10 protein-coding genes are annotated in these 12,453 nt (G+C 64.9%); 2 read left to right on the top strand and 8 right to left on the bottom strand.

The features are described 5' to 3' along the window. Positions 1-202: 202 nt before the first annotated feature. The 4 genes from QZY48_RS00640 to QZY48_RS00625 form a co-directional block, all read right to left on the bottom strand. Positions 203-1,780 (bottom strand): AAA-like domain-containing protein, encoded by a 1,578-nt coding sequence (locus QZY48_RS00640; protein ID WP_295426475.1) that lies wholly within the window; start codon positions 1,778-1,780, stop codon positions 203-205. Positions 1,781-1,790: 10 nt separating this feature from the next. Next, positions 1,791-3,053 (bottom strand): hypothetical protein, encoded by a 1,263-nt coding sequence (locus QZY48_RS00635; RefSeq protein ID WP_295426474.1) that lies wholly within the window; start codon positions 3,051-3,053, stop codon positions 1,791-1,793. Continuing rightward, positions 3,050-5,191 (bottom strand): AAA family ATPase, encoded by a 2,142-nt coding sequence (locus QZY48_RS00630; RefSeq protein WP_295426472.1) that lies wholly within the window; start codon positions 5,189-5,191, stop codon positions 3,050-3,052. The genes QZY48_RS00635 and QZY48_RS00630 overlap by 4 nt, the downstream gene beginning before the upstream one ends. 124 nt (positions 5,192-5,315) lie before the next feature. Then, positions 5,316-6,899, bottom strand: a complete 1,584-nt coding sequence (locus QZY48_RS00625) for an ATP-binding protein (RefSeq protein ID WP_295426470.1) — start codon at positions 6,897-6,899, stop codon at positions 5,316-5,318. A 149-nt stretch (positions 6,900-7,048) separates the two neighbouring features. On the opposite strand from QZY48_RS00625, the gene QZY48_RS00620 reads away from it, so the two are divergent. Both QZY48_RS00620 and QZY48_RS00615 read left to right on the top strand, forming a co-directional pair. Next, positions 7,049-7,414, top strand: coding sequence for a CidA/LrgA family protein (locus QZY48_RS00620; protein WP_295426468.1), 366 nt, complete (start codon positions 7,049-7,051; stop codon positions 7,412-7,414). Next, positions 7,407-8,144, top strand: coding sequence for an LrgB family protein (locus QZY48_RS00615; protein WP_295426467.1), 738 nt, complete (start codon positions 7,407-7,409; stop codon positions 8,142-8,144). Before QZY48_RS00620 ends, QZY48_RS00615 begins: the two co-directional genes overlap by 8 nt. 97 nt (positions 8,145-8,241) lie before the next feature. Here the strand turns inward: QZY48_RS00615 and QZY48_RS00610 are convergent, their stop codons facing one another. The 4 genes from QZY48_RS00610 to miaB form a co-directional block, all read right to left on the bottom strand. Beyond that, positions 8,242-9,117, bottom strand: coding sequence for a transporter associated domain-containing protein (locus QZY48_RS00610; protein WP_295426466.1), 876 nt, complete (start codon positions 9,115-9,117; stop codon positions 8,242-8,244). Further along, positions 9,114-9,596 (bottom strand): rRNA maturation RNase YbeY, encoded by a 483-nt coding sequence (ybeY, locus tag QZY48_RS00605; RefSeq protein ID WP_295426464.1) that lies wholly within the window; start codon positions 9,594-9,596, stop codon positions 9,114-9,116. Before ybeY ends, QZY48_RS00610 begins: the two co-directional genes overlap by 4 nt. A 209-nt stretch (positions 9,597-9,805) precedes the next feature. Further along, the gene (locus QZY48_RS00600) at positions 9,806-10,834 is read right to left on the bottom strand and encodes a PhoH family protein (RefSeq protein WP_295426462.1); all 1,029 of its coding nucleotides are present in this window, start codon (positions 10,832-10,834) and stop codon (positions 9,806-9,808) included. A 152-nt stretch (positions 10,835-10,986) separates the two neighbouring features. After that, positions 10,987-12,333 (bottom strand): tRNA (N6-isopentenyl adenosine(37)-C2)-methylthiotransferase MiaB, encoded by a 1,347-nt coding sequence (miaB, locus tag QZY48_RS00595; protein ID WP_295426477.1) that lies wholly within the window; start codon positions 12,331-12,333, stop codon positions 10,987-10,989. Between the last annotated feature and the right edge of the window lie 120 nt (positions 12,334-12,453).

Raw genomic sequence — 12,453 nt, 5'->3', positions numbered from 1 at the left:
TCGGCGGGCGAGCTCCGTGCCCCGCGGTGGGCGCCCCGGGCGGGCAAAAAAAGGTGGGGACCCTCATGGTTCGGCCCGCAGGTGCTTTACTTGCGAGTGTGTCCCGAAAAATCGGAGGTGTCCCCATGAGTAAGGGTAGATTGGGTAGAGCGCAGCGAAACCCATCGGTGGTGGGTAGAGCGCAGCGAAACCCAATCCTGCCCTACATACCCCAGACCTCGATCCCAACCCCCTGGAATTGCTCGCTACGCCGAAAGACCTTCTCGCTCCAGTCCCGCCCGCTCCGATCGAAGATCAGCAGATGGGCCTCATCCGCGGCGCAGCGGTCCCGATACGCATAGGTCTGCGCCAATCCGCTTGCGATGGTCTGCGCCAGTCCCTTGTGCAGGATTTTCAACTCCAACACGGCCTTCTGAACCTGATCAACGCCATAGGGCCACAGGATCAGCAGATCAGTGCGCATCCGCCCCAATCCATATTCGCGCTCGATGCGACCGCCGCCATTGACGATGCGCTGCAGGAAGGCCTGGAGCAGCAATTGCGGACCGGCTTCCTTGTAGTCGAAACGCTCGATCCAGTGCTCGGAGTGTTCGCGGAAAAAGACCTGGAAGGCGGCGATGAGTTTGGATAGCTCCAGACGGCCATCGGGGCCGATGTACCAGGCCGGCTGCTCGGTGATGGTCAGGCTGGTGGTGTAGGTCAGCTCCCGCGGGATGACCTCACGATAGATGGGATTGGCGATCTCGAACTGGCCGTCGATGGTGATGAGACCCAGATCCCGGACATATTGCACGTCATCCACCGGCAACTGACCCGGAGCGTCGTCGCCGGCCAGGATGGGGGCGATGACCCGGCGCACCCGCGGCTCCCGCAGCTTGTCGGCGAGCTGATCGAGGTGGGTGTCGCGGCGCGCAATCAGGGTCTCCTTCGCCTGCTCGACCAGCGCCGCAGTGATGATCACCGAGCGCTCACGGGTGAGCGGGTCGCGGAAGCAGAGTTGGTAGCCCAGGGCATTGACCAACCAGGGCTGGCCGCGGGTCAGGTCCCAGATCAGGGCAATGGCCTCCGGGGTAAAGGACTGACCGGTGTCGACGGTATGCTGACGGTAGAGGGCGGCCACATCGGCGGCCGTGAAGTTGCCCAGGCGGATCGACTCGGCCTTGATGTTGAAGGCGCTTCCGCCGGTGATGATCTCACGCGAGCGGGCGGAATGGATGCGGTAGTCGCGCACATCGCGTACCCCGCACAGGACCACGGTCTGAGGAAAGGCGGCGGGGCGCTTGGCATAGCCGGCGCGCAGTTGGCGCAGCACAGCGATCAGGGTATCGCCGATCAAGGCGTCGATCTCGTCGATCAGGAGCACCAGCGGCCGGTCGCTGTGCATGGCCCAGCGGCTAAGGACCTCGCCGAAGGCATCGTAGCCGCCGGCCTCGGCCAGCACGCCGGGCCAGATTTCGCCCGGATAGGGGTCGCCCGCGAGGTGCCGTGCCCAACTCGCCAGTCCGCTCAGGATCGCCCGCATGGCCCCGGCCACGTCCTCACGCGCTGCCTGGGCCGGCTCGACGTTGGTGTAGATACAGCGGTAACGCTCGCCGGCGTTCAGATGGTGCGCCAAGGCCAACAGGGAGGAGGTCTTACCGGTCTGGCGCGGGGCGTGGAGGATGAAATAGCGCTGCTGCGCGATCAGCGACTCGATCGCGTCCAGGTCGATCCGATGCAGCGGGTCCAGGCAGTAATGGTCGGCGCAGTTCACCGGGCCGGCGTTGTTGAAGAAGCGCATGGGATAATCCTCAAATCTGCTGGTCCAGTAGTTTTTCAGCCGCACTCCTGGACTCATCCAGGTCAAAGGCTGCGACCTGGAGGGCGATGTCTGCCCCCGCTGGGGAGCAATAAGCGAACCGGGGAAGGGTCCAGTCTTTCATTTCGGGGTGGTGAGGGTAGATGAGCGCCAAACGTTTGCAGCCGTAGGTGTAGCCATAGGCGAGCAACTGGTAGAGATCCGCCTGGGAAATGCCGGCCTTGTGCTCATCCTGGGAGGGCGACAGCCGTTTCCACTTGGTATCCAGGATGGCGATCAACGTCTCATCCAGCCATAGGCAAAGGTCCGGCATCATCATGAAGCGTCCAGTATCGGATGCATCTGTTACCAGCGGTCGCACCGGTCGCTCACGGCTCAGGCGCAGACGCGACCGCAACGGATGCCGTCGGATGGCCGCCTCCAAGGCTATCGAGACGGTCTTCTGAAAAAGCCGATTCATGTCGAAGGTCAGACCCAGGCCCCCCTGCGGACCGCCATGAACGTCGGGACCCAACAGGCGCAGGAGCCAGGACGCCATCAACAGGAGGCGATCGTAGCGCCGCACCAGTCGGTGGTGCGGGAGTCGAGTCCTTAGCGCTGCGTCCGGCAGAAGTTGCCCAACGTCGGCCAGGGCCAAGTCGAGTTGATCGGCCTGGATTCTGAGCCTGGAACCGACCGGAAGCCGGGTTCGGGCAAGGACGAGCGCGGCGCGAACCACTCGGTTCAAATCGTTGTCGACCGTGAGTTCGTCGAAGACGCAGTGCAGCCGATGGGCCGCGGCACGTCCGCGCCGCACTTGCTCGCTGAGATTGAGTCGTCCTCTGAGTCGGGTCAGCCGGTCTTCCTGATCGACATAGGATTTGATCCAACCCTGCCGTAACTGACGCTGGGCTTCCTCCAGATAGGCGCGGATGACGACCGTGAGCAAGTCGTCTGCGAGGTTGGCGCGGACCGTGCCGTCCAGCCAGATCGGGATATCGAAACAGGCGGCGAGCATCCGCACCAATGCGCCCCGGTCGGGCAGCGGTCCCTCAAGGTCGAAAATCTTCGGCAGGATTTCCAAGGTCCATAGCCCCGCCTGAATCAGGCCGCAGTGGGAGCCGGTGCGCAATCCCTCGTGGACTGGCGTCAGCACGCCGCTCGGCAGCATCGGGATGCGGGCGAGATAGGCCGCGTAGGCCGCGCGCGACAACGGCCCCTTGGGTGCGAGCCAGATGGTTTGGTGCTCGCGAACGACGAGGTGATGACCGCTCAAGCGAGTAGACCGAGATACATCGCCTGAGTGAACTCAGAAACCAAGCGGTGACGCAGCAAGACCTCGGATCGGCGAGCCGCGTACGCCTCCCAGCCCTTGCCGAACACCTGCCCTGGGTTCAACTCCATGGTGGTGACGAACTCGCTCCGCCCGAGCGTGCGATTGACGAGCACCAGGGCGATTTGGCCCCAATCGTCGTGGAAGTACTCGACAAGCAGCGGCAAAACGTGTTCCGCAAACACCCGGTCGAGGTCGGCCAGCGTTGCGACGCCCATGAAATAGGCGTGACCAAGCCGGTGGTCTCTATCGGCCAGCAGTTCGATCCTTTCGTTGAGGGTCTTCAGGAGTGCGGCCAAGTCGATCCCCTCGACATCCGTGGGCAGCAGGTCCGGGTCCGGGCCGACTTCCTCGAACTGGAAGCGGCGGCGTAGCGCCGTGTCCAGCAAGGCGATGGAGCGGTCCGCACTGTTCATGGTGGCGTAGAGGTCGAGATTGGCTGGCACGCCGAATGAAAGTCGGGAGTAGGGAAGGATCAGGTGTATACCGCGTTGGCCATCGTCGGCGCGAATCCGCTTATCCGGCTCGATCAGGGTGATCAGCTCGCCCAGCACCTTGGCGATATTGGCACGGTTGATCTCGTCGATGAACAGGGCATAACGGTGCCCCGGGTCCTTTTCGGCCAGCTCGCAGATCTCTCGAAAGATGCCGGGTTTGACCTCGTACCTCAGTTCCTTGGTGGTCTCGTCGATAATGGGGCGCAACCCTTCGACGAACTCCTCGTAGCTCATGGAGGGGTGGAAGGTGACGAAGCGATAGCGAGCCCCTCGCTCGTCCCGATACTCGGGCATCAGCTTGTCCTGTAGTCGGAATGTCTTACCGCACCCGGGTGGACCGTAATAGATGCGGTTTACTGGGGTGTCGGTGTTGATGGCGGTCATGACACCGTCCGCAAGGTTCACAGGGGCAGCGCCCGGGTCGCCGGGCGGCTGATTTTCCTGTTGGGCCCTAGCCTGATAGTAGGCTTCCGGTTCGTTCAGCGGCTGCGGAACCCCATTAAATATCCAATCGATTTGCTGTTTGTCCTGGACGCGTTGAATCACAAGCCAATAGGTATTACGATAGATCGTGACCGGCTCGAAGTCGGCGTCCCACTCGACCTTCAGGTTATGCCCATCGTCCGGGTTGTTAGTGACGGTGCCGACGGCCTTGATATTCATGCAGGAGACGCTGCATCCGTGACCGTTGAAGGGCAGATCCTTCTTTCTTGTGTTTGTACTCTTGATGGCCACCCGGTCGCCTACGCGTACCTGCTTCACTTCTTCTTCGTACTGATCATCAAACCCATTTTCCCAGCGACCTTCGGTGACGAAGGTTTGGGTCATGTCGTCTTTATTGTACCAGTAGGCGCCCAGGACCCAATACTGCCGATTCGTTTCGTCCTGGCTGTAATTCACGTCGCCGACCCAGATCAGGGTTTGTACGTCGATCAGGTCCCGCGGTCCGAGTCCCGCTGCCCTCATGGCGTCGCGCAGGCCGAACAGCCAGGACTGGACGGACAGATAGTCCTCGCCGGTCAAGGCGCGGTTGGGCATGGGCTCATGGCCGTATGCCTTGAGGGCGCGATTGAATTCCCTGGTCTTGATAATGACGTGCCGGCTCGGGTCCGACACCATGAGCAGGAAGCTGGTGACGCTGCGCGACATCGCCGACCAGCCCGTGGCCGGGGCACTGTCCGCCAGCAGCGCCCGCAGGCCCGGCACGAACCGGTCCACACGCTCCGCAAGTGGATCATCACCGTACAGCAAATCCGCGGTCAGGGAGGCGAATCTGGCGCGATCGCTCGCGGTGAGCTTTTGCAGGGGTCCAGTGTAACGATAGCCGACGAGATACTGCGGAGCGCCGTTACTCAACTTACGGGTAAACAAGGCGATGACATCAGCACCGGTCTGGGCCAGGGCGCCCTCGTCGTTGGGCAGCGTCTTGAGCGAAGGGGCAACCTCGTTCTGGAAGACCTCAACCAGTTCGATCTTGTCTCTCCGCTCCTCCGAGTCGAGATCCTTACTTCCTTCGCCGAAAGTCACGAAGGTCGGAAACGCGGCCCGCAGGCGGCTTAGGTACTGATTCAATGCGTCTTGCATGGCAGGGTCTGTGTTCATTGCTGTGTATCCTGGGGAAGGGTCCCTCTGGGTGACTTGCACGAGCCCGTCTGTCTAAGTGATAGAGTAACGCAAGAAATGCCTGGGAAGGGCATCGAATGACGCCCTACATGCCCCAGACCTCGATCCCAACCCCCCGGAATTGCTCGCTGCGACGAAACACCTTCTCGCTCCAGGCCCGCCTGCCGCGGTCGAAGATCAGCAGATGTGCCTCATCCGCGGCGCAGCGGTCCCGATACTCATAGGTCTGCGCCAACCCAGCGGCGATGGTCTGCGCCAGCCCCTTGTGCAGAATCTTCAGTTCCAGCACCGCCTTCTGCACATGGCCCGCGCCAAAGGGCCAGAGGATGAAAAGGTCGGTGCGCATCCGTCCTAGCCCATATTCCCGCTCGATGCGCCCCCCGCCATTGACGATACGCTGCAGGAAGGCCTGGAGCAACAATTGGGGACCAGCCTCCTTGTAGTCGAAGCGCTCGATCCAGTGCTCGGAGTGTTCGCGGAAGAAGACCTGGAAGGCGGCGATCAGCTTGGCCAGGTTCAGGCGCCCGTCGGGGCCGATGTACCAGGTGCTCTGATATTGCGCCTCGAAATCGATCTGTTGCACATAGGTCAATTGCCGGGGAATGATCTCGCGATAGATGGGATTGGCGATCTCCAGCACCCCGGAGGCGCGGCTGACCAGGCCCAGATCGGTGACGTATTGCACATCGTCCTCGTGTGCGGAGTGCTGGACCTCGCCCCCGGTGAGCATCGGCTCGACGATGCGTCTCACCCGCGGCTCGCGGAGCTTGTCGGCGAGCTGGTCGAGGTGGGTGTCGCGGCGCGCGATCAGGACCTCTTTGGCCTGCTCGACCAATTCGGCGGTGATGGTGACGGTGCGCTCGCGGGTGGTTGGGTCACGAAAGCAGAGCTGATAGCCGATGGCATTGACGAGCCAAGGCTGGCCGTGGGTCAGGTCCCAGATCAAGGCGAGGGCCTGCGCCGTGAAGGTCTGGCCGGTTTCCTCGGTATGCTGGCGGTACAGGGCGGCCACATCGGCGGCGGTAAAGTTGCCCAGGCGGATGGACTCGGCCTTGATGTTGAAGGCGCTGCCGCCGGTGATGATCTCTTGCGAGCGGGCGGAGTGGATACGGTAGTCGCGCACGTCGCGTACCCCGCACAGGACCACGGTCTGCGGGAAGGTTTCAGGGCGCCTGTCGTAACCGGCGCGCAGTTGGCGTAGGACCGCCACCAGCGTGTCGCCGATCAGGGCATCGATCTCGTCGATCAGGAGCACCAGCGGCCGGTCGCTGTGCACGGCCCAACGGGTGAGAACCTCGCCGAAGGCGTCGTAGGCGCCGGCCTCGGCCAGGACGGCGGGCCAGATCTCGCCCGGATAGGGATCACCCTGTTGCCGCGCCCGGCTGCCCAACCCGCTCAGGATCGCCTGCATGGCGCCCGGTACGTTCTCGCGCGCGGCCTGGGCCGGTTCCACGTTGATATAGAGACAGCGGTAACGGCCCTCCCGGTTCAGGTGGGCCATCAGGGCCAGCAGGGAAGAGGTCTTGCCGGTTTGGCGCGGGGCGTGGAGGACGAAGTAGCGTTTCTGTCCGATCAAGGACTCGATCCCCTCCAGGTCGATCCGCGCGAGCGGGTCCAGACAGTAGTGGTCTGCGCAGTTGACCGGACCGGCATTGTTGAAAAATCGCATGGGCTGCTCCTGCCAAAGGTTCGTCGCCAAGGATAGCCCGCGGCGACGCTGTGTGCGCGTGCGGTCTTTGCATTGGGTGCGCCTTTGCGGTTCCAATGACGGCTCTGATGTTCGATGCGACCGGGGCCGGGCCCCGCGGGGGGTGTGCGTTGCTCGAGGCCTTGACCCTGATCCTGATCTGTCAATTTGCCGGGGAGGTGGCAGTGCTGGTCACCGGCCTGCCGGTGCCCGGCCCGGTGCTGGGGATGCTGTTGCTGCTCGCCTGGCTGTGGCGCAGCGGCGAGGTCTCCGAACGGGTCGGGCGGACGGCGGATACGCTGCTGGCGAATCTGTCGCTGTTGTTCGTGCCGGCCGGGGTGGGGGTCATGATCCATTGGGAGCGGGTCCGCGACCAGTGGGCGGCGATCACCGCGGCCCTGATCCTGGGCACCCTGATCACGCTGGCGGTCACGGCGCTGACCATGGCGGGGATGCAGCGCCTGCTGGCCCGGCGCCGGGAGGACGGCGATGAATGACCGGCCGCTGACCGAGATTTGGGTCTATCTGGCGGCCTCGCCGCTGCTGTGGCTGACCGCGACCCTGGTCTGCTATCTGGCGGCGCTCAAGGTCTATCGCCTGGGCGGGGAGAGTCCGCTGTTGAACCCGGTGGCGATCACCGTGGCCCTGCTGATCGGGCTGCTCCAACTCACGGGGACCCGCTACCAGACCTATTTCGACGGCGCCCAGTTCGTCCACTTCCTGCTCGGCCCGGCCACCGTGGCGCTCGCCATCCCGCTCTACCGGCAGCGCGATCGGCTGCGGGCCCTGGCCTTGCCGATCCTGGTCGCCCTGCTGGTTGGGGTGGTGACGGCTGGGCTCTCCGCGGTCGGGCTGGGGGTCCTGTGCGGGGCGGACCCGGTGACCCTGATCTCGCTCGCCCCCAAGTCGGCCACCGCGCCGGTCGCCATGGGCATCAGCGAGAAGCTCGGGGGGCTGCCGTCCCTGACCGCCGTGCTGGTGGTCAGCACCGGGATCGTTGGGGCAGTGCTCGGCCCCGGGCTGTTGCGGCTCTTGGGGTGCCGCGACGACGCGGTGAAGGGCTTTGCCATGGGCCTGAGCGCACACGGGATCGGGACTGCCCGGGCCTTTCAGGTGAGCCCGGTGATGGGCGCCTTTTCCGGACTTGCCATGGCACTGTCGGCCTTCGCCACGGCGCTGCTGCTGCCACCGCTGCTGCGCTGGATTGGGCTGGTGGGGGCGGGATAGCGGGGACGATGGGTTTCGCTGCGCTCTACCCATCCTACATCCTACGTCCTGCGGGACTACGCGCCGATCTCGGGGCGGACTCATTGCGGAATCCGGTTTAAGGCTCGATGTCCGCCGTCGGCTCCGGCTCGACGTCGAGCCGCTCGATGCTCAGCAGATACACCCGGCGGCTGTCCGCCCGCATCACGGTGAAGCGGAAGGGGTCGATCTCGACGGCTTCGCCGCGCTTGGGCAGGTGCCCCAGGGCATTGACGACCAGCCCGCCGATGGTGTCGAACTCCGCGTGCGAAAGGTCGGTGTCGAAATAGGCGTTGAAGTCCTCGATGGGGGTGCGGGCCTTGGCGCTGTACTCGTTCTTGCCGCGGCGGAAGATCTCGGCGCCCTCGTCGTAGTCGTGTTCGTCCTCGATCTCGCCGACGATCTGCTCCAGTACGTCCTCGATGGTGACCAGGCCGGCCGCGCTGCCGTACTCGTCGACCACCACCGCCATGTGGTTGCGGCTGGCACGGAATTCCTTGAGCAGGACATTGAGCCGCTTGCTCTCCGGGACAAAGACGGTGGGACGCAGCAGATCGCGGATGTTGAAGGGGCGCCGACCGGTCTCCACGCAGAAGGTCAGGAGATCCTTGGCGAGCATGACGCCCACGACCTCGCCCTTGTCGTCACCGATGACCGGGAAGCGCGAGTGGGCGGACTTGACCGCGATCTCCAGTACGCGCTCCAGGCTGTCCTCGCGCCGGACATACACCATCTCCGCCCGCGGGACCATGATGTCGCGCACCCGCAACTCGGAGACCTGAAGGACGCCCTCTATCATGCTGAGCGCGTCCGTATCCAGCAGGGCGCGGCTCTTGGCGTCCTTGAGCAGTTGAATGAGCTGTTCGCGGTTTTGCGGCTCACTGCCGAACAACTGCGTCAGCCGATCGAACCAGTTGCGCGGTCGTGAGTCGTCGGACGATCGATCGCTCGTCATGGGTTGGCTGCGGTCTCCAGGTAGGGGGGCGGAAATCCTAACCCGATCAGGATGGCCGTTTCCAGCCCTTCCATGCGTTGCGCGTCGGTGTCGGTCAGGTGATCGTAATCGAGCAGGTGCAGCACGCCGTGGACGACCAGGTGCGCCCAGTGGGCGCAGACCGCCTTGCCCTGCTCCCGGGCCTCGGTGCTCACCAAGGCGGCGCAGATCACCAGGTCCCCGAGCAAGGCGTCGAGCCCGGCCCCAGCGGGCAGACCCGGCGGCGCCTCAAAGGGGAACGACAGGACATTGGTCGGCCGGTCCTGCCCCCGAAAGCGCAGATTGAGCGCCTGGCCCTCGGCCGGGTCCACGATGCGGATCGTCAGGGCCGCCCGCTCCCGGCGACCCTCCAGCGCCGCGGCGGCCCAGCGGGCGAAGTCCGCCGCAACCGGAAGGTCGGGCGCTTCGGTGGCCACCTGAAGGTCGAGGTCAAGTTGCAACGCGGTGACCCCAAGAAGAAAACTTAGCCGCAAATGAACGCAAATTAACGCAAATAACACAGGAGCTTGACGATTGGGCGAGCGTCACCGCGAGGGTCAACGAGTGCCACATCTCAGGCTGCTGAGACATCTTCCCGCTCCCCCGGCCCTGGCGCCGCAGGTGGGAGCGGTGAGTGAATGGGGATACCACTGACGAGGTGAATTTGCGTTCATTTGCGTTCATTTGCGGCTAAATCTTTGTTCCCGGATGCCTGAGGCCGCCCCAGCGGTTCCGGCCGGTCGAAGGCCTCGTAGGCGTGGACGATGCGCTGCACCAGGGCATGGCGTACCACGTCCCGGGCATTGAAGAAGGTGAAGCTGATGCCGTCCACGTCCTTCAAGACCTCCACCGCCTGGCGCAGGCCCGACGGCTGGCCGCGGGGCAGGTCCACCTGGGTCACGTCACCGGTGATGACGGCGGTGGAGCCGAAGCCGATGCGGGTCAGGAACATCTTCATCTGCTCGGGCGTGGTGTTCTGGGCCTCGTCCAGGATGATGAAGGCGTCGTTCAAGGTGCGCCCGCGCATGTAGGCGAGCGGCGCGACCTCGATCACGTTGCGCTCCAGGAGCTTGTTCACCTTCTCGAAGCCGAGCATCTCGAACAGCGCGTCATAGAGCGGGCGCAGATAGGGGTCGATCTTCTGGGCCAGGTCCCCGGGCAGGAAGCCGAGCCGCTCCCCCGCCTCCACCGCCGGGCGCACCAGGAGCAGGCGCCGCACCCGGTCCGACTCCAGGGCCTCGACCGCGCTGGCCACGGCCAGATAGGTCTTGCCGGTCCCCGCCGGGCCCACGCCGAAGGCGATATCGTGGTGGGCGATGGCGTGCAGGTATTCCTGCTGATTGGGCCCCCGCGCCCGCACCAGCCCCCGTTTGGTCTTGATGACCAGTTCCGGCAATCGGCTGTCCGCGGGCAGCGCCAGTTCGTCCGCGCCGAGCGCGCGCAGCGACAGGTGGATCGCCTCCGGACTCAAGACCTCCGCCAGGGTGTCGGCATACAGGTCGCGCAGGAGCCGGTCGCCCAAGTGCACCGCCGCCCCCTCGCCGATGAGCCGAAAGGACATGCCGCGGTTACTGATCTCGATCCCGAGCCGGCGCTCGATCAGCCGCAGGTGTTGCTCGAAGGGTCCGCAGAGGTTGGCGAGCCGCGGGTTGTCCGCGGGGGCCAGTTCGAGGTCGAGTGATTGGGGTTGGGAAGACAAGAGTTTCAGGATGAAGGATGAAGGATGAAGGATGAAGGGTGAAGGGTGAAGGGTGAAGGGTGAAGGGTGAAGGATGAATTATCCGTCTCGCTCCCGTGGGGGCGCCGTTGCGCGGCGAGGCCTGTCGGGGCTGCCCGAGCTTGGCACCAGTGTCACGGATCAGGGTCGGCCGCGCTCTGGACCAGCACCCCTCGCAACGAGTTGGGCAGTCCCTCAGTGATTGTCAGGTCGACGAAGCGGCCGATCAAGGCCGGGGCGCCGTTGAAATTGACCACCCGGTTGTTGTCGGTCCGCCCGCAGAGTTGGGCCTGGTCCTTGCGCGACGGCCCCTCCACCAGGACGCGCTGCACCGTGCCCACCATGGCGGCGCTGTAGGCCCGGGCATTGGACTCGATGCGCTGCTGCAGGCGGGCCAGACGCTCCTTCTTGACCGTCGGCGGGCAGTCGTCCGGGTAGTCCGCCGCCGGGGTGCCGGGGCGGCGGCTGTAGACGAAGCTGTAGCTCAGGTCGAAGGCGCAGTCGTCCACCAGGGCCAGGGTCGCCGCAAAGTCGGCCTCGGTCTCCCCGGGAAAGCCGACGATGAAATCCGTGGAGATCAGGATGTCCGGCCGCGCCTCCTTGACGGCCCTGATCCGGGAGCGAAACTCCAGGGCCGTGTAGCCCCGCTGCATGGCCGCCAGGATGCGGTCGGAGCCCGACTGCACCGGCAGATGCAGGAAGCTCGCCAACTCCGGCACCTCCCGGTAGGCATCGATCAGCGACTTGGAGAAGGCCAGCGGGTGACTGGTGGTAAAGCGGATGCGCCCGATGCCCTCGATCGCCGCCACCCGGCGGATCAGGGACGCCAGATTCGCAATGCCCCCGTCGCCGCGCCGTCCCCGGTAGGCATTGACGTTCTGGCCCAGCAGGTTGACCTCCCGCACCCCCTGCCCGGCCAGGCCGGCGACCTCGGCGAGCACCTCGTCGCAGGGCCGGCTGACCTCCTCACCCCGGGTATAGGGCACCACGCAATAGGTGCAGTAGCGGGAACAGCCCTCCATCACCGAGACAAAGGCCGTCGGGCCCTCCGCCCGGGGCGCGGGCAGGCAGTCGAACTTCTCGTCCATCGGGAAGGAGACATCGACCTGGGGCTGCCGGCCCGCCGCCAGTTCAGCGAGCATCTGCGGCAGGCGGTGCAGGGTCTGGGGGCCGAACACCAGGTCCACATAGGGGGCGCGGGTGCGGATGGCCTCCCCCTCCTGGCTCGCCACGCACCCACCGACACCGATCACGAGCCCCGGCCGCGCCACTTTCCAGGGGCGCCAGCGCCCAAGCTGGGAGAAGACCTTCTCGTGCGCCTTCTCGCGGATCGAGCAGGTGTTGAGCAGCAGCACGTCCGCGTCCTCCGCCCGCTGCGTCAGCACCAACCCTTGGGACTCCCGCAGCAGGTCCGCCAGGCGCGCGGAATCGTACTCGTTCATCTGGCAGCCGTGGGTTTCAATATAGAGCTTGCGGGACATGATGCGCTGAGGGTACCGGAAGGCGGGCGCCTGGTCCAGACGCACCGCGCCCCCGGGTGCGCTGTCGTTGTCGTTGTCGTTGTCGTAATCGAACAATCCGACCACGATTACGACAACGAC

Source organism: uncultured Thiodictyon sp., assembly GCF_903828115.1.
GTDB lineage: Bacteria > Pseudomonadota > Gammaproteobacteria > Chromatiales > Chromatiaceae > Thiodictyon.
This window is presented reverse-complemented; position numbering and strand designations above follow the sequence as displayed.

Excerpts from the sequence above, each read along its gene's own strand:
- QZY48_RS00625 (WP_295426470.1), bottom strand. The coding sequence starts at position 6,899 with ATGCGATTTTTCAACAATGCCGGTCCGGTCAACTGCGCAGACCACTAC.
- QZY48_RS00640 (WP_295426475.1), bottom strand. The coding sequence starts at position 1,780 with ATGCGCTTCTTCAACAACGCCGGCCCGGTGAACTGCGCCGACCATTAC.
- QZY48_RS00615 (WP_295426467.1), top strand. The coding sequence starts at position 7,407 with ATGAATGACCGGCCGCTGACCGAGATTTGGGTCTATCTGGCGGCCTCG.
- QZY48_RS00630 (WP_295426472.1), bottom strand. The coding sequence starts at position 5,191 with ATGCAAGACGCATTGAATCAGTACCTAAGCCGCCTGCGGGCCGCGTTT.
- QZY48_RS00610 (WP_295426466.1), bottom strand. The coding sequence starts at position 9,117 with ATGACGAGCGATCGATCGTCCGACGACTCACGACCGCGCAACTGGTTC.
- miaB (WP_295426477.1), bottom strand. The coding sequence starts at position 12,333 with ATGTCCCGCAAGCTCTATATTGAAACCCACGGCTGCCAGATGAACGAG.